This window comes from Marinobacter suaedae (genome assembly GCF_030519635.1).
GTDB lineage: Bacteria > Pseudomonadota > Gammaproteobacteria > Pseudomonadales > Oleiphilaceae > Marinobacter > Marinobacter suaedae.
The window spans coordinates 115,811-139,766 of sequence record NZ_JAUMIS010000003.1; the positions used below are offsets into that span (position 1 = coordinate 115,811).

General features: G+C 57.5%; 17 protein-coding genes. 14 read left to right on the forward strand and 3 right to left on the reverse strand.

What is annotated here, in order from left to right; genetic code table 11:
* Positions 1 to 16: 16 nt before the first annotated feature.
* Positions 17 to 2,551: a penicillin-binding protein 1A gene (locus QVZ43_RS16095; RefSeq protein WP_302910732.1), complete on the reverse strand. Its 2,535-nt coding sequence runs from the start codon at positions 2,549 to 2,551 to the stop codon at positions 17 to 19.
* A gap of 193 nt (positions 2,552 to 2,744) precedes the next feature.
* On the opposite strand from QVZ43_RS16095, the gene QVZ43_RS16100 reads away from it, so the two are divergent.
* From QVZ43_RS16100 to QVZ43_RS16150, 11 genes are all read left to right on the forward strand, one after another.
* Entirely contained in the window at positions 2,745 to 3,809 is a 1,065-nt protein-coding gene (locus QVZ43_RS16100) for a pilus assembly protein PilM (protein ID WP_302910733.1), read from the forward strand.
* Positions 3,809 to 4,372, forward strand: coding sequence for a PilN domain-containing protein (locus QVZ43_RS16105; protein ID WP_302910734.1), 564 nt, complete (start codon positions 3,809 to 3,811; stop codon positions 4,370 to 4,372). Before QVZ43_RS16100 ends, QVZ43_RS16105 begins: the two co-directional genes overlap by 1 nt.
* Positions 4,372 to 4,983 (forward strand): type IV pilus inner membrane component PilO, encoded by a 612-nt coding sequence (locus QVZ43_RS16110; RefSeq protein ID WP_223795661.1) that lies wholly within the window; start codon positions 4,372 to 4,374, stop codon positions 4,981 to 4,983. Before QVZ43_RS16105 ends, QVZ43_RS16110 begins: the two co-directional genes overlap by 1 nt.
* Before the next feature lie 2 nt (positions 4,984 to 4,985).
* Positions 4,986 to 5,534: a pilus assembly protein PilP gene (locus QVZ43_RS16115; protein ID WP_302910735.1), complete on the forward strand. Its 549-nt coding sequence runs from the start codon at positions 4,986 to 4,988 to the stop codon at positions 5,532 to 5,534.
* A gap of 65 nt (positions 5,535 to 5,599) precedes the next feature.
* Positions 5,600 to 7,663 (forward strand): type IV pilus secretin PilQ, encoded by a 2,064-nt coding sequence (locus QVZ43_RS16120; RefSeq protein ID WP_302910736.1) that lies wholly within the window; start codon positions 5,600 to 5,602, stop codon positions 7,661 to 7,663.
* 138 nt (positions 7,664 to 7,801) lie between these two features.
* Positions 7,802 to 8,368: a shikimate kinase AroK gene (aroK, locus tag QVZ43_RS16125; RefSeq protein ID WP_302910737.1), complete on the forward strand. Its 567-nt coding sequence runs from the start codon at positions 7,802 to 7,804 to the stop codon at positions 8,366 to 8,368.
* Positions 8,361 to 9,449 carry a 3-dehydroquinate synthase gene (aroB, locus tag QVZ43_RS16130; protein ID WP_302910738.1) on the forward strand — a complete coding sequence of 363 codons (1,089 nt, stop codon included), beginning with the start codon at positions 8,361 to 8,363 and terminating at the stop codon, positions 9,447 to 9,449. The genes aroK and aroB overlap by 8 nt, the downstream gene beginning before the upstream one ends.
* 530 nt (positions 9,450 to 9,979) lie before the next feature.
* Positions 9,980 to 14,428 (forward strand): glutamate synthase large subunit, encoded by a 4,449-nt coding sequence (gene gltB, locus QVZ43_RS16135; protein WP_302910739.1) that lies wholly within the window; start codon positions 9,980 to 9,982, stop codon positions 14,426 to 14,428.
* A gap of 79 nt (positions 14,429 to 14,507) precedes the next feature.
* Positions 14,508 to 15,926, forward strand: a complete 1,419-nt coding sequence (locus QVZ43_RS16140; protein WP_302910740.1) for an FAD-dependent oxidoreductase — start codon at positions 14,508 to 14,510, stop codon at positions 15,924 to 15,926.
* Positions 15,927 to 16,052: 126 nt separating this feature from the next.
* Complete coding sequence (hemE, locus tag QVZ43_RS16145) at positions 16,053 to 17,117, forward strand: uroporphyrinogen decarboxylase (protein WP_302910777.1); 1,065 nt, start codon at positions 16,053 to 16,055, stop codon at positions 17,115 to 17,117.
* Positions 17,118 to 17,255: 138 nt separating this feature from the next.
* Complete coding sequence (locus QVZ43_RS16150; RefSeq protein ID WP_302910741.1) at positions 17,256 to 17,624, forward strand: PilZ domain-containing protein; 369 nt, start codon at positions 17,256 to 17,258, stop codon at positions 17,622 to 17,624.
* A gap of 54 nt (positions 17,625 to 17,678) precedes the next feature.
* Here QVZ43_RS16150 and radA read toward each other — a convergent pair whose 3' ends face one another.
* Both radA and ettA read right to left on the reverse strand, forming a co-directional pair.
* Positions 17,679 to 19,055: a DNA repair protein RadA gene (gene radA / locus QVZ43_RS16155; protein WP_302910742.1), complete on the reverse strand. Its 1,377-nt coding sequence runs from the start codon at positions 19,053 to 19,055 to the stop codon at positions 17,679 to 17,681.
* Entirely contained in the window at positions 19,055 to 20,716 is a 1,662-nt protein-coding gene (gene ettA / locus QVZ43_RS16160; RefSeq protein WP_302910743.1) for an energy-dependent translational throttle protein EttA, read from the reverse strand. The genes radA and ettA overlap by 1 nt, the downstream gene beginning before the upstream one ends.
* Before the next feature lie 263 nt (positions 20,717 to 20,979).
* Between ettA and glyA the strand changes: the two genes are divergently transcribed.
* The 3 genes from glyA to ribD all read left to right on the forward strand — a co-directional run bounded on the left by glyA (position 20,980) and on the right by ribD (position 23,937).
* Positions 20,980 to 22,233, forward strand: coding sequence for a serine hydroxymethyltransferase (gene glyA / locus QVZ43_RS16165; RefSeq protein ID WP_302910744.1), 1,254 nt, complete (start codon positions 20,980 to 20,982; stop codon positions 22,231 to 22,233).
* A 73-nt stretch (positions 22,234 to 22,306) separates the two neighbouring features.
* Positions 22,307 to 22,825, forward strand: coding sequence for a transcriptional regulator NrdR (nrdR, locus tag QVZ43_RS16170; protein ID WP_223795649.1), 519 nt, complete (start codon positions 22,307 to 22,309; stop codon positions 22,823 to 22,825).
* Positions 22,822 to 23,937 carry a bifunctional diaminohydroxyphosphoribosylaminopyrimidine deaminase/5-amino-6-(5-phosphoribosylamino)uracil reductase RibD gene (ribD, locus tag QVZ43_RS16175; RefSeq protein ID WP_223795648.1) on the forward strand — a complete coding sequence of 372 codons (1,116 nt, stop codon included), beginning with the start codon at positions 22,822 to 22,824 and terminating at the stop codon, positions 23,935 to 23,937. The genes nrdR and ribD overlap by 4 nt, the downstream gene beginning before the upstream one ends.
* Positions 23,938 to 23,956 lie beyond the last annotated feature (19 nt).

Sequence of the window (23,956 nt, forward strand, 5' to 3'; positions counted from 1 at the left end):
TTCGTGGTGTGACTGCCTAGAAGATCTGCCGGGACAGGTCTTCGCTGTCACCGTTGCCGCTCGTAGAGTTTTCTTCGGCGGTAATGGGCGCAGGCGCGTCCTCTTCGCGAAACAGTTCGAACACGCCTTCTTCACCTGGACGGGCCCGCTTGCCTGTTTCCGGGTTGATCCGGATGTTAACAATCCCGTTCGGGCGAGGCATGGTGGCCGCAGGCATGCCATCAAGTGCGACTTTCATATAGTCGATCCAGATAGGCAGTGCGGTGCTTGCGCCGAACTCGCGTCTTCCCAGTGGTGCTGGTTGGTCGAAGCCCACCCAGGCTGTGGTGGCGATCTTGTGGTTGAAACCTCCAAACCAGGTGTCCTTCTGTTCGTTGGTGGTCCCGGTTTTGCCCGCAATGTCCGAACGTCCCAGTGCCAGGGCTCGTCTACCGGTACCCATGCGAATGACGTCCTGCATCATCGAGTGCAGGATGTAGACGGATCTTTCATCGGCCAGGCGCATCATATAGCGCGTGTCCGGGCTTTCAATTTTGCCGCCCTCTTCCTTTGCCGTTGGTTCGTCTTTCGGTGCGGTGCTTTCTGTTAAATTCCCTTCTGTGTTCTCGGTGATCGCAATGAGAGGTTCCGGGTTTTCAGGTTGTTCGGTTTGTTGCTTTATGCAGGCCTCATCGCATAAGACCGTTTCAGGTGCGTTATAGAGGGTGTCTCCGTTGGCATCTTCGATGCGTTCGATGAGGTAGGGGGAGACATCAAAGCCGCCGTTGGCGATAACGGCAAAACCCCGGGCCAGTTCCATCGGTGACAGTTGACCGCTTCCGAGCGAGAGCGACAGGTTTTCTGGCATGTTATCGGCAGGGATCTTCAGTTGCCTGAGGTAGTCCAGGGTGTTTTCGATGCCAACATCTCTCAACAGGCGGATCGATACAATATTTCGGGAGCGGTAGAGGGCTTCCCTCAGGCGTGTCGGGCCATAAAACTGCCCTGAAGAGTTTTGTGGGCGCCAGGCTGTTTCCAGTTCGTCGTCTTCAAAGACAATGGGGGCGTCATTGTAAACGGTGGCGGGCGTTATTCCGTTCTCCAGGGCGGTCAAGTACAGGAACGGCTTGAACGTGGAGCCGGGCTGCCGCTTCGCCTGGGTCGCGCGATTGTACTTGCTCTGCCGGAAGCTGTAGCCGCCCGCAAGCGCCTCGATGGCTCCGGTTTGAGCGTTCAGGGAGATCAGGGCTCCCTCGACCCGGGGTACCTGTGCCAGCGATACCGAGGGAAGCGTGGGGGTCTCCCTGTTTTCTGGCTCTTCGCTGCGGTAGTGGACGTAGATTACATCGCCAGCGGCCAGCACATCCGAAGGTTTCTCCGGGCTGGGGCCGCGCAGGTCTTCGGTCTTGAAGCGCTGCGCCCAGGTCATGGTTTCAAAGGGCATGATGGCGTCGCCGATACCCCGGGCGTGTACTTTTGCTTGCAGGTTCTCGTCGTTCACCTCAGTGACCAATGCTGGAGTCAGTGAGGCGACGTAGGGGTAGTTCAAGACAAGGTCGGACGCCTCCTGGCTGTCGAGAGTTTCCTGGTCGATCTGCCCTATGGGGCCCCGGAAGCCGTGGCGGCGGTCATAGGCTTCAAGGCCGGCGCGCAGGGCGTTGGTGGCTGTCTGCTGGTTGTTGCTGTCCACCGTGAGTGTCACTACATAGCCGTCGGTGTAGGCGCCTTCACCGTAGCGACGAACCAGTTCGGATCTCGCCATTTCGGCCACGTAATCGGCGTCGACCTCGACATCGGTGGCGTTGTAGCTGGCGGTTAGGGGTGCAGAGGTGGCGAGCTCATGGGCGTCTTCGGTGATGTATCCGAGATCGCGCATGCGGCCAATGATCCAGTTGCGGCGAATAAGCGCCCGCTCTGGGTTCGCCAGAGGGTTAAAGGCGGAGGGGGCCTTTGGAAGGCCTGCGAGCATCGCCATCTGGGCAAGTGACAGCTCGTTGATGGGCTTGTCGTAATACACCTGGGCTGCCGCTGCAATGCCATAGGCGCGGTTGCCCAGATAGATCTTGTTCAGGTACAGCTCGAGAATCTGATTTTTAGTCAGCTCGCGTTCGATCTGAAGAGCAAGGAGTATCTCGTTGAACTTACGGATAAATGTTCGATCCCGTGACAGGAAGTAATTTTTTGCAACCTGCATGGTGATGGTGCTACCGCCGGACTGGATGGATCCGGTAGATATCAGTTCGATGGCAGCCCGCGCCAAGCCTTTGATGTCCACACCGAAGTGCTCGTAAAAACGTGCGTCCTCCGCGGCCATAAAGGCTTGTAACTGAATTGTTGGGATCTGTTCGATTGTGATAGGTGCCCTTCTCTTTTCCCCGAATTCTGCTATTAATCTGCTGTCTTTGCTGTAGATCCGAAGCGGTGTTTGCAACTTGATATCAAGAAGTTGTTCCACGGCCGGGAGTCCGGGGCGGAGATAAAGGTAAAAGCCTGAGGTTACGATGATGGCGACACTCAGTCCGGTGAAAAATAACCAGGCTAAAACACGAGATGTACGCAGCAAATGTGACATTTTTTTCTGACAACTGTTGGATATAGGGCTATTATTTGAGAAATTGCTTTAGGTTATGAAGGTTACCTTCGCTGGTGCAATGCTTCTCATTTAAGGAAGGCCATTGTAGACGGAAAACAAAAGAAATTCTCTTAAATAAAAAACACATAAATAACGACACCGGTGTTGTCTGACCAGGTATTAAGGTGAGCGCGTGTTCGGATTGTTTGGAAAGAAATCCAGTGCAGTGCTGGGCGTGGACGTAAGTTCAAGTTCAGTCAAGCTTTTGGAACTGTCAAAGCAGGGCGACCGATTCAAGGTCGAAAGTTATGCGGTGGAGCCGTTACCGGCGAACGCCGTGGTCGAAAAGAATGTCACTGACGTTGAGGCCGTCGGCGAAGCGTTGAACAAGGTGGCGTCAAAGTCGCGCACCGGGGTGAAGCAGGTTGCAGTAGCGGTATCCGGCTCTGCGGTGATCACCAAGATCATCCAGATGGACGCCGGGCTTAACGAATTTGAAATGGAAGATCAGATCGCCCTCGAGGCCGATCAGTACATTCCTTATCCCCTTGATGAAGTTGCCATCGATTTCGAAGTTCAAGGGACTTCCGAAACCAACCCAGACCAGGTCGATGTGCTTCTGGCGGCGTGCCGGAAAGAAAACGTCGATATTCGTGAGGATGCGCTGGAAATTGCAGGTCTTTCCACCAAGGTGGTGGACGTTGAGGCCTACGCACTTGAACGCGCTTATTCGTTACTTGAACCACAACTCGATTCCCAGGGCGAAGAGCTGGTTGTTGCGATCGTTGATATAGGCGCGACGATGACAACCCTCAGTGTTCTCGCTGGCGGCAAGACCGTTTACACGCGAGAGCAGATTTTCGGTGGTAAGCAGTTGACCGAAGAGATCCAGCGTCGATACGGTCTTTCCCAGGAAGAGGCCGGCCTGGCCAAGAAGCAGGGCGGATTGCCGGATGACTATGAGTCTGAAGTGCTCGGCCCGTTCCGTGAAGCCGTTGTGCAACAGGTGGCCCGGGCGCTGCAGTTTTTCTTTGGCGCCAGTCAATACAATGCGGTCGACTATGTGATTCTGGCAGGTGGTACTGCCTCTATACAGGGGCTGACAGAAATGGTCGAAGAAAAAACGGCAACGCCTACGTTGGTCGCAAACCCCTTTGCGGATATGGCAGTGGGCTCCAAGGTTAATGCGTCCACCCTCGGTAACGATGCCCCCTCACTGATGATTGCCTGCGGTTTGGCAATGAGGAGCTTCGACTGATGACAAGGATAAACCTCCGGCCCTGGCGTGAAGAGCTAAGGGCAGAAAAGCAGAAACAGTTCGTTGTCATGATCTTCGGTGCCGCCATTATCGCGGCAGGCCTCGCGTTTTTGTGGGTATCCGATGTGGATGGTCGAATCGCCCATCAGCAGTCGCGAAATGCCTACATCGAAACCGCGATGAAACAGCTCGATAAGCAGATCAAGGAAATCGAGGACCTCAAGCGAAAGCGCGATGAATTGCTGGCTCGTATGCAGGTGATTCAGGATCTTCAGGGGAAACGCCCGGTTATCGTCCGTGTCTTTGATGAAATGGTCAGAACATTGCCGGATGGCCTTTTTTACACCGAGTTGGAGAAGACCGGCGACACGGTTGAAATCGTGGGGATGGCCGAGTCCAACGGCCGGATTTCATCTTTGATGCGCCGTTTTGAAGAGTCGGACTGGTTCGCGGATCCGAGCCTTTCCAACGTCTTGGAAGCAGACAGCAAGAAAGCCGGGTACAGTCAGTTTAACCTGTCGGTGAAACAAAAGACGCCGGAGCCCGAAGGGGAGGAGAAGTAATGAGCCTCGCGGACTCAATGAAAAGTTTGAACGAGTTGGATCTGAATGATCTCGACTTCAATAACGCTGGTATTTGGCCTGCACCGGTCAAGTTTATTTTTGCTCTGATCGTGTTTGGCCTGATTCTGGGAGGCGGTTACTGGTTCTTCGTGAAGGACAAGTACGCGCAGCTGGAGAGGGTGGAGCAAAAGGAGCAGGAGCTACGGCAGCAATACGAACAGAAGGCCTATCGCGTCGCCAATCTGGAGGTGTTCAAGGCCCAGATGGCGGAGATGGAAGAGACCTTTGGCGCTTTGGTTCGGCAGTTGCCGAGTGAGACGGAGGTCCCGGGCTTGCTGGAAGACATCACCAATACGGCGCTGGGCAGCGGGTTGGCTTTACGGGAAGTAGAGCTGCAGCCAGAGCAGCAGCGGGATTTCTATGCTGAGTTGCCGATCGACATTCGTGTATCGGGCACTTATCACGAGCTTGCGTCTTTCGTGAGCAGTGTTGCGAGTCTGCCGCGCATCGTGACCTTGCACGACTTAACTATCAAACCAACTAGCGAAGATGCCGAGCAGCTTGATATGCAGGTTGTTGCGCGCACTTATCGCTACCGGGCTGGAGAATGAGCATGGCAGTAAAGCATGCAGGAAAAGCCTGGCTGGGTGTATGCCTGGTATCTCTGATGACGGCGTGCACGCAAGGCAGTGGTTTCTCCGATCTAGACAAATTCATGGCGGATACCCGGGCAAAGCCCCGCGGGCACGTTGAGCCGCTTCCCGAGTTCAAGGCTTATGAGGCTTTCACTTATTCGGCCGCGGATCGAAGGGCACCTTTTGAGGCTCCCATTGATGTGCAGCTCACCATGGCAGAACAGCAGCCAGATAGTCAGGTCGAGCCTGATCTGGATCGGCCTAAAGAAGTGCTGGAAACCTTTAACCTGAAAGAGCTTGCTATGGTCGGTACTCTCCGAGGGACCTCTGGCTCTCTTTATGCCCTGATAAGGGACGACGCAGGAGGTATCCATCGTGTTCGGACCGGCAATTATATGGGACAGAATTACGGCCGAATTGTCGGCTTGAATGAAACCCGGGTCGAGTTGCTCGAAATCGTTCCGAATGGTCAGGGTGGTTGGATAGAACGTCCGCGCTCCATGACATTGGACGGAGAGGAAGGCTAGGGAGCGGCATAATGATAATCGTAAGAAAAATGCATGAACAAAAAAGTTTGGGGTCGAGGCTAGCGATGTTTAAGAAACTCAATGTATACGTCGGCGTGATCACTCTGGGGCTGTTGTCGAGCCTGGCTCACGCGGTCACGCTGGAAGACGTTTCATTCTCGTCGCTGCCGGGAGAGCGCCTCGAGGTCACGTTGGCCTTTGACGGTCAGCCCCCGACGCCAACCGGATACACCATCGAGCGTCCTGCACGGATCGCGGTGGATTTGCAGGGCACAACGAGCGGGCTGGATACGCGTAGCATTCCGCTGGGTTCGGGAAACGCCCAGAGTATGACGGTGGTTGAAACCAAAGATCGTACCCGGCTGATTTTCAACCTGATTGAACTAGCCCCCTACGACACCGTAAGAAGCGGCAACTCGCTGGTTCTGACCATTGGTGGTGACTCATCCACAGCGCAACCTGCTGTCGCCGCAACCTCGTCAGCAGTTGCCTCCAGTTCGCCTCGTCGCGCAGATACCCTGGCGGGCGTCGATTTTCGCAGAGGCAAGGATGGGGAAGGCCGGGTCATTGTTGACCTGGGTAGCGAGCGCACTTCCGTCGATCTTGCCGAGCAGGCTGGTAAGATCCGACTGACCATGTCCGGCCTGTCCGTTCCGGAAAATCTGCGCCGCCGCCTGGATGTGACGGACTTTGCAACCCCTGTACACCGCGTCGATACCTTCATGGAAGGTGGTAATGCCGTGGTTGAGATTCGTCCGGAAGGAAGCTACGACTACATCGCTTATCAGTCTGGAAGCGAGTTCACGGTGAGTGTTGAACAGCTGAGCGAAGAAGAAGCTGAAGCTCGTCGCGAAGAGAAGTTCCCATACACTGGCGACAAGCTGTCCCTGAACTTCCAGGACATTGAGGTCCGCTCTGTTCTCCAGTTGATTGCTGATTTCACCGGACTGAACCTGGTGGCCAGTGACACGGTTGGCGGAAGCATCACGCTCCGTCTTCAGAATGTTCCCTGGGATCAGGCTCTGGACCTGATTCTGAAAACCAAGGGTCTGGATAAGCGTCAGATCGGTAACGTCCTTCTTGTTGCTCCGGCTGACGAAATCGCTGCCCGCGAAAAGCTTGAACTTGAAACCAATAAGCAAATTGCAGAGCTTGCACCGGTACGTCTTGAGATTATTCAAGTTAACTACGCAAAAGCTGCTGATGTTGTTGCTTTGATCGAAGCAGACCAGGAGCTAATCTCCGATCGAGGTTTTGTGTCTTCTGACAACCGCACTAACACCATCAGCGTTCGTGAGACCGCCGAAAATCTGGAAGAAATCCGCCGTCTCGTCTCAACTTGGGATGTGCCGGTTCGGCAGGTTTCTATCGAAGCCCGTATCGTTCGTGCACAGACCAATGTTGCTGAAGACCTTGGGATTCGCTGGGGTGGCGCAGCTTACAATGTGAGTGGCGACAATGTGTTTGCCATCGGGGGCTCACAGGGCACCGTTGAAGAAGCGCGTCAGGCTGCAGCCGGTAATAATGACACCATTACTTTTCCAGGTGCTTTGGCGGTCGACCTCGGTGTTTCTAAGGAGGGAGCCTCATCCTTTGCCATCGGCTGGGGTAGTGACGACTTCCTGGTGGACCTCGAGTTGTCTGCGCTGGAAAGCGACGGCCAGGCCGAGGTGGTTTCCCAGCCGCGAGTTGTGACAGCTGACCGTCAGACCGCGTCTATCAAGTCAGGTGAGGAGATTCCATACCAGGAAGCCTCTTCCAGTGGTGCAACGTCCGTATCCTTCAAGGAAGCGGTACTGTCTCTGGAAGTCACCCCGCAGATTACGCCGGACGACAAGATCATCATGGACCTGGTGGTCAATCAGGACTCCCGCGGTGAGGTTACAGCAGGTATCCCCTCCATTAATACCAACTCAGTGACCACTCAGGTGCTGGTGGGTAATGGCGAAACGGTCGTGCTTGGCGGTATCTTCCAGTCCGAGGTTGCGACCCAAACTACCAAAACACCGTTCCTCGGTGACATCCCATACCTTGGACGCCTGTTCAAGCGTACCGAGCATATTGATGAACGCAGTGAGTTGCTGATCTTCATCACTCCTAAGATCATCAAGAGCGATCTTATTCAGTAAATGCTCTGAGCAAAAAAGCCGCCGCGTAAAACCGGCGGCTTTTTTGTGTGACAGAGGTGTTCTAACGAGAAGGGTTATTTAGGGAAATTGTTGCCCTGTGCTATTCTCAGCGACCTGAAAAACCATCGAGCGGAAGTCATGTCATTGCCCAAGCGCGTTGTCCTGGTTGGCCCCATGGGGGCAGGGAAAAGTACGATCGGTCGCCTCCTCGCCAAGGAACTGGGTTATCAGTTTATGGATTCGGACCGCATTATCGAGGAGCGTTGTGGGGCGAATATTCCCTGGATCTTTGATGTGGAAGGGGAGGACGGTTTCCGTCAGCGGGAAACCGCCATGCTCCGCGAGCTTGCGGAACAAGATCAGGCTGTCCTGGCCACCGGTGGGGGCGCGATTATGCGACCGGAAAACCGGGAGGTTCTCAAACAGGACGCGGTCGTCATTTATCTGAGAACGTCTATCGAGCAGCAGGTCGAGCGCACACGTAAAGACCGGAATCGTCCTCTTCTGCAAAATGAGGATCCTGAGGCGGTTTTGAGGAAACTCTTTTCAATTCGGGACCCTCTGTATACCGGGTTGGCAGACATCGTGATGCAAACAGACCGGAAGAGCCCCCGTCTTGTCGTTCGGCAGCTCGTGAACAGATTGAACCCCAAGACTCCCAGGCACAAACGCAAGGTTCATAAGGAGGGGCGCCACCATGTCTAGGATTCTCCATGAGCTGAACGTGGATCTGGGAGATCGGAGTTATCCGATCGTCATTGGTCAACAGTTGCTGGGAAACTACGATCTGACACCTTGGGTTGGCGGCAGCCAGGTGATGATCGTGACCAACGAAACCGTGGCTCCGCTGTATCTTGAGCGTGCGATCCGGAGCTTCCCCGGCCTTCAGGTAGACACTGTCGTCTTGCCTGATGGTGAGCAATACAAGGACTGGGGGACACTCAACCGAATTTTCGATGCTTTGTTGGAAAAGCGTCATAGCCGAAAGACCACACTGGTAGCCCTCGGTGGGGGGGTTGTGGGAGACATGACCGGTTTCGCGGCAGCCTGCTACCAGCGTGGAGTGCCTTTCATTCAAATCCCGACCACCCTGCTATCACAGGTTGATTCATCGGTGGGAGGAAAGACGGGCATTAACCATCCCCTTGGCAAGAATATGATCGGGGCTTTCCACCAGCCCGACGTCGTGCTCATCGATACCGCCAGCCTGACGACTCTGCCGTCCAGGGAAGTTTCTGCGGGCCTGGCTGAGGTCATCAAGTATGGCCTGATCCGCGATCTGGATTTTCTCGCTTGGCTAGAAGCTGAAATGGAGCGCCTAGTGGCACTTGATTCTGAAGCGCTCGCTGAAGCCATTTACCGCTCATGCCGTTGCAAGGCCGAAGTGGTTGCTCTGGACGAAAGAGAAGGTGGGCTGCGCGCTATTTTGAATCTCGGTCACACCTTCGGTCACGCCATCGAAACCTTTGCTGGCTACGGTAACTGGCTTCATGGTGAGGCGGTCGGTACCGGCATGATCATGGCCGCCGATCTTTCTGCCCGGGAAGGTATGATCTCTGATGCCGATGAGCGTCGTGTCAGAGACATTGTTCGTCGTGCGGGATTGCCCGCTCGACCGCCGGAGGGGATGAGCCCTGATGACTTTATGGCCTTGATGGCGGTCGACAAAAAAAATATCGACGGCAAGCTTCGGCTGGTCTTGCTGGCTCATGTCGGTCAGGCCGTGGTGACCGCAGATTCCAAACCGGAAAACCTGACCGAAACCCTGGCGAAGTTTTGTCGCTAGGTTTTCGTTGGTAGCGGCATCGAACCGCGCGTAGTGAAAATCGCTGACAGGGAAGCCTTGTGACAGAGGATCGTCTCAATACCTGAGGTACCGATGGTGTTTTCCCCGGTTGCAGGAGCGACTTGGCTTGCGCGCCAATCCCCTGGAATCGGTACGCAGTGAATCGCCCCGCCTGCATTCGCAGGCATCGATCAGACGGCAGAGCCGATTGGTCCGGATTTGGCTGCCTTGGGCGTCCATCAGATTCGCTTGTTGCACACAAGAGACCAGCTAAACGATGCTCCCTGAGTCCGCCGTGCTGCAGCGCTTTGAACCTGCTTGGCAAAAACTTTCCGATTCCCGGGTCTAAACCCCGTTCGAGAGGCGCAAATGCGCCGAACTCCGCAGAATAAAGCATGCTGCCATTTGAGTACGTATTTCTACGTGTGTAAAATGGCCAGCCCCCTTATTTTCAGTGTCAGAGGGTGGTTAGTTGGCCCTTTAGCGGCTAACCCTCTGATTGAAAAGCATATCTACGCGAGAGTACGCTTATGATGACAGGTTTGTATCATCCCGAAGAATTCAGGGACAACTGTGGCTTCGGCTTGATCGCCCATATGAAAGGCGAGGCCAGTCACAAGTTACTGCAAACTGCCATCGAGTCGCTGACGTGCATGACCCATCGTGGCGGTATTGCTGCCGATGGTAAGACTGGCGATGGTTGTGGCCTGCTGATTCAGAGTCCGGACGCCTTCTTGCGGAAGGCTGCCAAGGCCGCCTTTGGCAAAGAACCCGGCGATGTCTTTGCGGTAGGGCAGGTGTTTCTGAATCAGGACGAGAGCAAAGCAGAGGCTGGACGGGCTGCCGTTGAAAAACGCCTGGTCGAGCAGGGGCTGGAAATCATGGGCTGGCGAGAAGTGCCGGTCGATGTTAGCTGTCTGGGGCCAATGGCCTTGGATTGCCTGCCCCGAATCGAGCAGGTGTTCGTGGTCCCGGCGGGGAAAGCGGAAAAAGAGTTCGCCATCAGCCTGTTTGTTGGCCGTCGTCACGCTGAGCGGGACATGGCCGATGATTCAGAGTTCTACATCTGCAGTCTGTCCCATCGCACACTGGCCTATAAAGGCCTGATGATGCCGGCGGACCTCGCCAACTTCTACAAAGATCTCGGCGACCCGGACTTGCAGACCGCCATCTGTGTGTTCCACCAGCGCTTTTCCACCAACACCATGCCGCGCTGGCCACTGGCCCAGCCGTTTCGCTACCTGGCCCATAACGGTGAAATCAACACCATCGACGGCAACCGTAACTGGGCCATCGCCCGCGCGGCCAAGTTCAGCTCACCGGAGCTGCCAGACCTGCAGACCCTGCAGCCGCTGGTTAACCTGACCGGTTCTGATTCTTCCAGTATGGACAACATGCTGGAGATCCTTCTGGCCGGTGGTGTAGAACTGTTCCGCGCTGTTCGCATGATGATTCCGCCTGCCTGGCAGAACGTCGATAGCATGGACCCGGAGCTGCGCGCTTTCTACGAGTACAACTCCATGCACATGGAGCCCTGGGATGGCCCTGCCGGGTTGGTTATGTCCGATGGTCGCTATGCGTTGTGTATGCTCGACCGTAACGGCCTGCGCCCGGCTCGCTGGGTCATCACCAAGGATGATTTCATTACCCTGGCGTCTGAAATCGGGACCTACGATTACCAGCCGGACGATGTGGTTGCCAAAGGCCGGGTGGGCCCGGGTCAGATGCTCGTGGTGGATACCGAAACCGGCCAGGTGCTGCACACCGATGACATCGACCAGCGTCTGAAGACAGCCCAGCCCTACCGGAGCTGGTTGCGCCAGAACGGTCTGCGTGTAGAAACCACTTTGAATCAGCAGACTCCGGAATTCAAACTGATGGATCCTGACGATCTTCTGGTTCACCAGAAGATGTTCAATGTGTCTTTTGAGGAGCGGGATCAGGTCCTGCGTCCGTTGGCCGAGAGTGGTCAGGAGGCGGTTGGCTCCATGGGTGACGATACGCCCATGGCTGTGCTCTCCAGCAAGGTGCGCCATGTCGGTGATTATTTCCGGCAGAAGTTTGCCCAGGTAACCAATCCGGCGATCGATCCGCTGCGGGAATCCATCGTTATGTCGCTGGAGACCTGCCTCGGCGTTGAACAGAATGTGTTTCAGGAAACCGCAGAGCACGCGAACCGGATCATTCTGTCGACGCCGGTTTTGTCTCCGGCCAAGTTCCTGAAAGTTGTCAACAACGGGCGGCCAGGTTTCGAAGTCGCCAACATTCACCTGAGTTACCGTCCTGAACTTGGCCTTGAAGGCGCTATCCGGGGCATCTGCGAACAGGCCGAGCAGGCCGTTCGGGATGGCAAGGTGATTCTGGTCCTGACAGACCGGGAGCTCAAGGACGGCGAACTGCCGATTAACTCGTTGATGGCTACCGGTGCTGTGCATCACCATCTGGTTGAGCGTGGCCTGCGTTGTGATTCCAACCTGCTGGTGGAAACCGGCTGGGCCCGGGATCCCCATCAGTTCGCGGTTTTGTTTGGCTTCGGTGCGACCGCCGTGTACCCCTACCTGGCCTACCAGGTGTTGAACGATTTGATCCGTACCGGCGAAATGCTGATGGACCCGATCGAGGCCAAGAACAATTACCGTCGAGGCATCAACAAGGGGCTGCTGAAAATCCTGTCCAAGATGGGTATCTCAACCATTACCTCCTATCGGGGTGCCCAGCTGTTCGAAGCCATTGGTCTGGCTGATGAGGTGGTGGATCTGTGCTTCAAGGGCGTGCCCAGCCGAATCCAGGGCGCTGGCTTCTTCGATTTTCAGCAGGATCAGGAGCAGTTGGCGGCTCTGGCCCGGAGTTCCCGCAAACCGATCACTCCGGGAGGTTTGCTCAAGTACGTGCACGGGCAGGAATATCACGCCTTCAATCCTGATGTGGTTGCCAAACTGCAGGAGGCTGTGACTAATGGCAATTACGGTCACTACAAGGAATACGCGGCGCTGGTTAACGAGCGCCCGGTGGCTACGTTGCGGGACCTGTTGTCCCTGCGCAAGGACGTGACGCAAATTGACCTGTCGGATGTTGAGCCGGTGGAGAAGATCTTCCCGCGTTTCGACTCGGCCGCGATGTCCCTTGGTGCTCTGTCACCCGAAGCCCACGAAGCGTTGGCTGTGGCGATGAACACCCTTGGTGGACGCTCCAACTCCGGTGAGGGTGGCGAGGATCCGGCTCGCCATGGCACTGAAAAGCGTTCCAAGATCAAACAGGTGGCTTCGGGGCGTTTCGGTGTGACCGCCGAATACCTGCGCAGTGCCGATGTCATGCAGATCAAAGTGGCTCAGGGTGCCAAGCCGGGTGAGGGTGGCCAGTTGCCGGGTGGCAAGGTGAACGACCTGATCGCTCGCCTGCGTTACTCGGTACCGGGCGTCACCCTGATTTCGCCGCCCCCGCACCACGACATCTACTCGATCGAGGATCTGGCCCAGCTGATTTTTGACCTCAAGCAGGTCAATCCGGATGCGCTGGTATCGGTGAAGCTGGTGTCTGAGCCGGGCGTCGGCACCATTGCCGCGGGCGTGGCCAAGGCCTACGCGGACCTGATCACCGTTTCCGGTTACGACGGTGGTACTGCCGCGAGCCCGCTGACATCGATCCGCTATGCCGGCTCTCCCTGGGAGCTGGGGCTGACCGAGACCCATCAGGCCCTCCGTGCCAACGACCTGCGGGGCAAGATTCGCCTGCAGACGGACGGTGGGATCAAGACCGGTCTGGATGTGGTGAAGGCGGCCATTCTGGGTGCGGAAAGCTTCGGCTTCGGCACCACACCGATGGTGGCGCTGGGTTGTAAGTACCTGCGTATCTGTCACCTGAACAACTGTGCAACCGGTGTGGCAACCCAGAACGAGCATCTGCGGGAAGAGCATTTCAAGGGCACGGTTGAAATGGCCATGAACTTCTTCCGTTTCGTAGCGGAAGAAACCCGTGAATGGATGGCCAAGCTGGGTGTCCGGACTCTGGAAGAGCTGGTCGGTCGTGTCGACCTGCTGGAATGCCTGCCTGGCAATACCGAGCGCCAGAAGAAACTGGATCTGTCCCGGTTGCTGTCCAATGACCACATTCCGGCCGACAAGCCGCATACCTGTCAGGTCGAGCACAACCATCCGTTCGACAGGGGCGCCTTGGCTGAGCAGATGATCAAGGACACGGCGACCGCCATTGAGAACACCTCCGGCGGTGCCTGGTCCTACAAAGTGACCAATTGCGATCGCTCAATCGGTGCCCGTCTTTCTGGTGAGATTGCCGCTCGGCACGGTAATCAGGGTATGGCGGACGCGCCGATCACCCTGGACCTGACCGGTACGGCCGGCCAGAGTTTCGGTGTGTGGAACGTCGGTGGTCTGAACCTGATTCTTGAGGGTGACGCCAACGACTACGTGGGCAAGGGCATGACCGGCGGCAAGCTGGTGGTGAAGCCGCCCCGTGGCAGCGAGTTCAAGACTCAGGAAACGTCCATTGTCGGTAACACCTGCCTGTATGGTGCAACCGGAGGCAAATTGTTCGCCGCTGGCACCGCGGGCGAGCGTTTCGCGGTACGTAACTCCGGAGCCCACGCCGTCGTTGAAGGCGCTGGGGACCATTGTTGTGAGTACATGACCGGCGGACTGGTGACTGTGCTGGGCAATACCGGCCACAACTTCGGCGCCGGTATGACCGGTGGCTTCGCCTACGTGCTGGACCGCAACAACACGTTTGTTGACAAGTACAACCACGAACTCGTGGAGATCCAGAGGATTTCAAGTGAAGACATGGAGTCCTACCGGAACCACCTGCGTGGTGTCATCCGTGAGCACATCTCGGAAACCGGCAGTGAGTGGGCCGCGCACATCCTTGAAAATTTCGAAGATTACATCGGCCGTTTCTGGCTGGTTAAACCCAAGGCTGCCAACCTGCGCAGCCTGCTGGCTAGCACCCGGGCAAGACCGGAATAAGGTCTCCCGGTAAGACAGGGTTTAAGGGTGGCCTATGGACGGCCGCCCTGGTCGAAATTGAGCTGATGAGAGTAGCAAGATGAAAGAACGACTGAGTAACGACTTCCAGTTTGTTGAGGTTGGCCGGGTTGACCCGAAAAAAGTCCCTGCCAGAAAGCGCAAGCAGGAGTTTGGTGAGATTTATCATCCTTTCACGGCTGGCGCCGCGTCTTCCCAGGCGCATCGCTGTCTGGCGTGTGGCAACCCCTACTGTGAATGGAAATGCCCGGTACACAACTACATTCCCAACTGGCTGAAGCTGGTGTCCGAGGGCAATGTGATGAAAGCGGTGGAGCTGTGCCACCAGACCAACTCACTGCCCGAGGTTTGTGGTCGCGTGTGCCCACAGGATCGCCTGTGTGAAGGTGCCTGTACGCTGAATGACGGCTACGGCGCGGTGACCATCGGGTCGGTGGAGAAGTACATCACTGATACCGCGTTCGCCTTGGGCTGGAAGCCCGACATGTCGTCGGTCAAGTGGACCGACAAGAAGGTCGCGGTTATTGGTGCCGGCCCAGCAGGGTTGGGCTGTGCGGACATTCTGGTGCGTAACGGCGTCAAGCCCGTGGTGTTTGACCGCTACCCGGAAATCGGCGGCCTGCTGACTTTCGGTATCCCTGAGTTCAAGCTGGAAAAGTCGGTGATGAGCCGTCGTCGTCAGGTATTCGAAGAAATGGGCGTGGAATTCCGCCTGTCCACCGAGGTGGGTAAGGATGTCATGCTTCAGGACATCATCGATGAGTACGATGCGGTCTTTATGGGCATGGGCACCTACACCTACATGAAAGGCGGCTTCCCCGGTGAGAACCTGCCTGGCGTTTACGATGCCCTGCCATTCCTGGTTTCCAACGTGAACCGCCGTCTCGGTTTTGAAGAGGACACGGCTGACTTCATTGATATGAAGGGCAAGCGCGTGGTGGTTCTTGGTGGTGGTGATACCGCGATGGACTGCAACCGAACCTCTATCCGTCAGCAGGCCGAGAGTGTGACCTGTGCCTACCGGCGGGACGAAGAGAACATGCCGGGTTCCCGTCGAGAAGTAGCCAACGCGAAGGAAGAAGGGGTGAAATTCCTGTTCAACCGTCAGCCCATCGCCATTATTGGTGAGGATCAGGTGGAAGGTGTGAAGGTGGTGTCCACGCGTCTGGGCGATCCGGATGAGAATGGTCGTCGTCGCCCTGAAGTTGTGCCGGGCAGTGAGGAGGTGATTCCTGCGGACGCGGTACTGGTCGCCTTCGGTTTCCGCCCCAGCCCGGCGGACTGGTTTGACGAGATGAACGTCCGTACCGACGATTCCGGACGTGTGGAAGCACCGGAGGAAGCTGCGTACGCGTTCCAAACGAGCAATCCGAAGATCTTTGCGGGTGGCGATATGGTTCGCGGTTCCGACCTGGTGGTCACGGCCATCTGGGAAGGGCGCCAGGCGGCCGAAGGTATTCTGGACTACCTCGAAGTCTGATTCCGGCCAGAAGACCAAAAGGGCGGCTTACTCGTGGTAAGCCGCCCTTTTTTATTGCTGCAAACGGGGTATCATTGCTCCCCATTCGGATAGAACCACTCACCGACCAGGAATGCTGGAATGTCTATGACTGAGTTGAAGAACGATCGCTTTCTGCGCGCGCTGATGCGCCAGCCTGTGGACCGTACCCCTGTGTGGATGATGCGTCAGGCCGGACGATACCTGCCGGAATACCGGGCGACCCGGGCCAAGGCCGGCGACTTCCTCAGCCTGTGCAAGAATACGGAGCTGGCCTGTGAGGTCACGCTTCAGCCGCTGGAGCGCTACCCACTGGACGCAGCGATCCTGTTCTCGGACATTCTGACCATTCCCGATGCACTGGGTCTGGGCCTGTATTTCGAAACCGGCGAAGGCCCCAAGTTCAAGAGAACCATCCGCTCCGAAGCCGATGTAGACGCCTTGCCGGCGCTGAATGCGACAGTCGATCTTGATTACGTGATGAATGCGGTGTCGACCATTCGTGGCGCGCTCGGTGGGCGGGTTCCGTTGATCGGTTTCTCCGGCAGTCCCTGGACCCTGGCCACCTATATGATCGAGGGAGGTTCGTCCAAGGACTTCCGTGAGGCCAAGAAATTGATGTATGGCCAGCCCGAAGTCATGCACCGGTTGCTGGATCATCTGGCGGACTCGGTCATTGATTACCTGAACGGCCAGATCGATGCGGGTGCCCAGGCGGTGCAGATTTTTGATACCTGGGGTGGGGTACTGAGCAGCTGGGCCTATGAGGAGTTTTCGCTTCGTTATATGAAGAAGATTGTGGCCGGGCTTAAGCGTGAAAACGATGGCCGGAAAGTGCCGGTGATTCTGTTCACCAAGAACGGTGGTCAGTGGCTGGAGTCCATCGCGGATGTCGGTGCGGATGCGGTTGGACTGGACTGGACTACAGACATCGGCAATGCCCGTGCCCGTATCGGCGACCGGGTTGCCCTGCAGGGCAACATGGATCCGGCCATGCTGTACGCGCCGCCGGCCCGAATCCGACAGGAGGTTGCCGACATTCTGCGCCGCTTCGGGTCCGGAACGGGACATATCTTCAACCTCGGTCACGGCATTACGCCGGACGTGGACCCGGAACACGCCGGTGCCTTTATCGAGGCGGTGGTTGAGCTGAGCCCCCAATATCACCAGTAATCTGGTGGTTGCTGCAGGGGTGTGGTCAGGCTGCACCCCATTCCTCGATTTGTGAAACAGGCGCCAGAATGGCCGCTGGCAGGATAGTGATGGCGGGTTTATAGTCGGGTAAAACCACGCAGGTAACAGGAGCGCCCCTTGTCAGCCTTAGCCGCGGAAAAACGCCGTTTCCATCGAATCGAATTCGACGCCCCCTGTGAGTTGCACTGGCAGGATGAGGTGTGGGAAACGACGGTTCTGGATATCTCTCTCAAGGGTGTCCTGGTTCGGCGGCCGGACGCGTGGGACGTGCCGCTGAAAGACCCCTGTGAAGTGATAATCCATCTGAATGATCGCGAGATCGGTATCGTGATGGCGGTGGCCCTGCGACATGTGGAAACCCACAGGCTGGGTTTCAAGTGTCAGTACATTGATCTGGAGAGTGCGAGCCACCTGAAGCGGTTGGTGGAATTAAACCTCGGGGATCAGGCGTTGCTGGAGCGGGAATTCGCTCACCTGCTCGAATAGGGGGCGTTTTTCATTTCCATGCTCTAACGAAAAAAGGCCCGTAAGGGCCTTTTTTCAGAACTCTTCAAGTGCCGCCAGCGCGTCACTCAGTCGGGTAACCGCGGTTACCTTCATGCCCTCTATGGGCTTTCTCGGAACGTTGGCTTTTGGCACCAGGGCGCGGGTGAATCCGTGCTTGGCCGCTTCGTAGATGCGTTCCTGGCCGCTGGGTACCGGTCGGATTTCGCCAGACAGGCCCACCTCACCGAAAATCACCACATCCTGTGGCAGCGCGCGATCCCGGAAGGACGACACGATCGATGCCAGCAGCGCCAGATCGGCACTGGTTTCGGCCACCTTGACGCCGCCCACCACGTTGACGAACACGTCCTGATCGGACACGTGCATGCCGCCGTGCCGATGCAGAACGGCCAGCAACATGGCCAAACGGTTCTGATCCAGGCCCACGGCCACGCGGCGGGGGTAACCCCCTTGCGCCATGTCCACGAGCGCCTGGATTTCTACCAGCATGGGCCGGGTGCCTTCCCACACCACCATCACCACACTGCCCGGTGCGGCTTCTTCACCCCGGTTGAGAAAAATAGCGCTGGGGTTTTTCACTTCTTTCAGACCCTGCTCCAGCATGGCGAACACGCCAAGCTCGTTAACTGCGCCAAAGCGGTTTTTGATGCCCCGCAGGGTTCGATAACGACTGTCACTGGAACCTTCCAGCAGGATGGAGCAGTCGATCATGTGTTCCAGTACTTTCGGGCCGGCAAGGCTGCCGTCCTTGGTAACATGGCCCACGAGGAACAGAATGGTGCCGCTTTGCTTGGCGAAGCGGGTCAGAAAGGCGGCGCTCTCCCGCACCTGAGATACCGAGCCCGGGGCTGACTCGATGTCGGACATATGCATGACCTGAATACTGTCGACCACCAGAATACGGGGTTTCTCCGTCTCGGCAATCTGAATTACCCGCTCCACGCTGGTTTCGGACAGCATCTTCAGGTCTTTGGTGGGTAGTCCCAGGCGCTTGGCGCGCATGGCGACTTGCTGCAGGGATTCCTCCCCGGTGACATACAGAGCCGGCACGCTTTCCGCCAGATGGCAGACTGCCTGAAGCAGTAGAGTGCTTTTACCCGCGCCGGGGTGCCCGCCCATCAGCACAGCTGAGCCTTCGACGAGGCCGCCGCCCAGTACCCGGTCGAACTCCTGCATACCGGTGCTGATGCGTGGCTGCTCCGCCAGGCTCACGTCATCCAATCTCTGGATTTCGGTCAGACTGCCGGCAAACCCTTCAAAGCGGGCGCCGCGAGCGCCCTTGGGCTGACTCCCAACGCCACGAACTTCACTGATGGTGTTCCATTCGTGGCAGGCACTGCACTGGCCTTGCCACTTGGAGTAGTCTGCACCGCATTCGGTGCAGACATATGACGTTTTGGTCTTTGCCATCAGGCCAGCTTCTTGTACTTCATGCGCTGGGGCACCATGGCGGAGTCACCCTTGCGCTTCTTGTGGTCTTCGTCGTATTCGTTGAAGTTACCTTCGAAGTACACCACTTCGCCATCATCCTCGAACGCCAGGATGTGGGTGGCGACGCGGTCCAGGAACCAGCGGTCGTGGGAGATCACCAGGGCGGCTCCCGGGAAGTTGAGCAGGGCTTCTTCCAGCGCTCGCAGGGTTTCCACGTCCAGGTCGTTGGTCGGTTCGTCCAGCAGCAGAACGTTGCCGCCTGCTTTCAGCAGCTTGGCCAGGTGCAGGCGGTTGCGCTCCCCACCGGACAGATCACCAACCCGCTTTTGCTGGTCGGAGCCCTTGAAGTTGAAGCGGCCAACATAGGCGCGGGACGGAGTCTCGTAGTTGCCCACCTTGATGATGTCCTGGCCGTCACTGAGTTCTTCCCAGACGGTCTTGTCGCCTTCGAGGTCGCGCATCTGGTCCACGTAGGCCAGTTTGACCGTCTCGCCGACAGTGATGGAGCCGCTGTCGGGCTGGTCCTTGCCGGAGATCATGCGGAACAGGGTGGACTTGCCGGCCCCGTTGCCGCCGATGATGCCGACAATCGCGCCGGGCGGTACGTTGAACGAGACGTTTTCATAGAGCAGGCGGTCGTCGAAGGACTTGCTGATGCCGTCCACCTCGATGACTTTGTCGCCCAGGCGGGGGCCAGGCGGAATGTACAGTTCGTTGGTTTCGTTACGCTTCTGGAATTCCTGGGATGACATTTCCTCGAAGCGGGCCAGACGGGCCTTGCTTTTGGACTGACGGCCCTTGGCGTTGGAGCGCACCCACTCAAGCTCGTGCTTGATGGCTTTCTGGTGGGCGGCTTCCTGCTTGGCTTCCATCTCCAGACGCTTCTCTTTGTTCTCCAGCCACTGGCTGTAGTTGCCCTCGAACGGGATGCCGTGGCCCCGGTCGAGTTCCAGAATCCAGCCGGCGACGTTGTCCAGGAAGTAACGGTCGTGGGTAATGGCTACGACAGTGCCTTCGTAGTCGTGCAGGAAACGCTCCAGCCAGGCGACGGATTCGGCGTCCAGGTGGTTGGTGGGCTCGTCCAGCAGCAGCATGTCCGGGCCCGACAGCAACAGGCGGCACAGGGCAACCCGGCGACGCTCACCACCGGACAGGTTTTTTACCATCTGGTCCCAGGCTGGCAGGCGCAGTGCGTCGGCGGCGACTTCCATCTTGCGCTCGATGTCGTGGCCGTCGGTGGCCTGGATATAGGCCTCCAGTTCGCCCTGCTTCTTGGCCAGAGCGTCAAAGTCGGCATCCGGTTCGGCATAGGCGGCGTAAACCTTGTCCAGTTCGGCCAGCGCCTCGTGGACGCCGGAAACCGCCTCGTCGACAATTTCCTTCACGGTTTTGTTGTCGTCCAGTTCCGGCTCCTGGGGCAGGTAACCAACGTTGATGCCCGGCTGGGGACGGGCTTCACCGATGTAATCCTGATCAACACCCGCCATGATGCGCAGCAGGGTGGACTTACCGGCGCCATTCAGACCCAAAACACCGATTTTGGCGCCGGGGAAGAAGCTCAGGGAGATGTCTTTGAGGATTTCGCGCTTGGGTGGTACCACCTTGCCGACGCGATTCATACTGAATACGTATTGGGCCATAACGGGCTGTGTCCTCTGTTGAATTCGGAGGTGATCAAAATATGACTTGGGGATTAGGCACGTAAGGTAGCGAAACCGCATCGCTATAGCAATTGAGGGAAAGTCGAAGCACCGTGGTGTGAGGGTTTGTCCTGAGCCGGTAATAGCGGTACAAAAGATGATTTTTTACCGGTATCTAAGCTAGAATAGCGGCCCAATTTTTCAGGGTGTACGGATGGGCACAGCGCCCCCGTACCAGCCACACATACAGGGGCAGCGCATCCATGTTTAATCGTGATATGAAAATCGCCGGCTTTGACGATGAACTCTGGAACGCCATGCAGGCGGAAGAGAAGCGTCAGGAAGCTCATATCGAGCTGATTGCATCCGAGAACTACACCAGTCCGCGGGTGATGGAAGCTCAGGGCAGCAAGCTGACCAACAAGTACGCCGAAGGCTACCCCGGCAAGCGCTACTACGGTGGCTGCGAATACGTCGATGTGGCTGAGCAGCTGGCCATCGACCGTGCCAAGGAACTGTTCGGTGCGGCCTACGCCAACGTGCAGCCGCACTCCGGCTCGCAGGCTAACTCGGCCGTGTTCATGGCTCTGCTGAAGCCAGGTGACACGGTTCTGGGCATGAGCCTGGCTCACGGTGGCCACCTGACCCACGGTGCCAGCGTGAACTTCTCAGGCAAGATCTACCAGGCCGTCCAGTACGGTCTGAACCCGGAAACCGGCCTGATCGACTACGACGAAGTGGAAGCACTGGCGGTTGAACACAAGCCGAAGATGATCATTGCCGGCTTCTCCGCTTACTCACAGGAGCTGGATTTTGCCCGTTTCCGTGAGATTGCAGACAAAGTAGGCGCCTACCTGTTTGTTGATATGGCGCACGTGGCTGGTCTGGTTGCCGCTGGTGTTTACCCGGACCCGGTACCTCACGCCCACGTGGTTGCGACCACCACACACAAGACCCTGCGTGGTCCTCGCGGTGGCCTGATCCTGGCCTGCGACGACGCTGACCTGCAGAAGAAGCTGAACTCCGCCGTTTTCCCGGGTGGCCAGGGTGGCCCTCTGATGCACGTGATCGCCGCCAAGGCTGTGTGCTTCAAGGAAGCCATGAGCGATGAGTTCAAGGCTTACCAGCAGCAGGTTGTGAAGAATGCCGGCGCGATGGCTGAAGTGTTCGTTGATCGCGGCTACGACGTGGTTTCCGGTGGCACCAGGAATCACCTGTTCCTGCTGAGCCTGATCAAGCAGGACATCACTGGTAAAGATGCCGATGCGGCTCTGGGCCGTGCTCACATCACCGTGAACAAGAACGCCGTGCCGAACGATCCGCGTTCCCCGTTCGTGACCTCGGGCCTGCGCATCGGCACCCCGGCGATCACCACCCGCGGTTTCGGTGAAGCCGAGTGCCGCGAGCTGGCCGGCTGGATCTGTGACATCCTCGATAACATGGATGACGAGTCCATCATCGAGCGGGTACGTGGCCAGGTTGAGGCCGTGTGTGCCCGATTCCCGGTCTACGGCTAAACTTTCCGTCAAGACCTGCCGGGCCGTGTGTCTCAGGCGCACGGCCCGGCCTCCGTTCTGGAGCCTCTGAATTATGCATTGTCCCTTCTGTGGTGAAGCAGATACGAAAGTCATCGACTCGCGCCTTGTGGCCGAGGGCGATCAGGTTCGCCGCCGCAGGGAATGTCTGTCCTGTCATGAGCGTTTCACGACCTTTGAAAGCGCCGAACTGGTGATGCCCCGGGTGGTTAAGCAGGATGGCGTCCGGCAGCCCTTCGATGAAGAGAAGCTTCGCTCCGGTTTGATGAAGGCGCTTGAGAAGCGTCCCGTGAGCATCGAGCAGATTGATGCGGCGTTGAACCGGATCAAGTACCGCCTGCGGGCGACCGGGGAACGGGAAGTCAAATCCATGCAGGTGGGCGAAGAGGTCATGACCGAGCTGCGCCAGCTGGACCAGGTGGCGTACGTTCGCTTTGCTTCGGTGTATCGAAGTTTCCAGGACATCAATGAATTCAAGGAAGAGATTGAGCGCCTGGCCGAGGCCAATGGTGAGCATCCGGTGGATGTGGCCAAGGCACTGGCGGATAATCATCCTGCGAAAGGGAAAGCATGACGGACGTCCGTGACAGGGCCATGATGGCGCGGGCGATTCAGCTTGCCTGGCGTGGTCGCTACTCGACGCATCCCAACCCGAGGGTGGGGTGTGTTATCGCCCGGGGCAATGTCATCCTGGGTGAAGGCTGGCACGAGCGTGCCGGTGAAGCCCACGCTGAAATCCGCGCGCTGAGCCAGGCCGGTCCGTCCGCCCGAGGCGCAACGGCCTACGTCACGCTGGAGCCATGCAGCCATTTTGGCCGGACTCCGCCCTGCGCCCGCGCATTGATTGATGCCGGTGTGGCACGAGTGGTTGCCGCCACCAAGGACCCCAATCCGGCAGTCTCGGGCCGCGGGCTGGAGTTGCTGATTGAAGCCGGTATTCAGGTGGAAGTCGGGGTGCTGGCGGATGAGGCAGCGCGACTGAATCCGGGGTTTATGAAACGAATGAATACCGGGCGGCCGTATGTTCGCCTGAAGATGGCGGCCAGCCTGGATGGACGCACGGCGATGGCATCTGGTGAAAGCCAGTGGATTACAGGACCGGAAGCCCGCAAGGATGTTCAGCGTCTGCGGGCAATCAGCGACGCTATTCTGACAGGCGTGGGCACCGTGCTGGCGGACGATCCCTCGCTGACCGTAAGACGGACCGAGTTGGGGGATATCGGCGACGCAACCGAGCCTTCCCGCCAGCCGCTTCGGGTGATTGCTGACCGGGATGCCCGCACGCCACCAACGGCGAAGATTCTGCACGGAGGCAACGTGCAGCTGTTTTGCGCATCATCCACGTTGCCCACGGCGCCGGCGCAAGATCTGGCAGCACTGGGTGTGAGTATCAACGGGGTGGCCTGGAAGGACAACGGCATTGACCTGTCGGAGTTGCTGGACGCTCTGGGTGACCTGGGTATTAACGAATTGCTGGTGGAAGCCGGTCCGACGCTGGCGGGTACGTTTATTCAGGAGCAGCTGGTTGATGAGCTCTGGCTCTATCAGGCCCCGGTATTTCTTGGCAGTACTGGCCGGCCAACGGCCCACCTGCCGCTGGAAAGTATGGCCGACAAGGTTTCCTGGATCGTCCGGGATCGTCGCCAGGTCGGCGACGATCAGCGCCTGATTCTGGTGCGTAGCTAATTCTTAAATTCACGGTGAA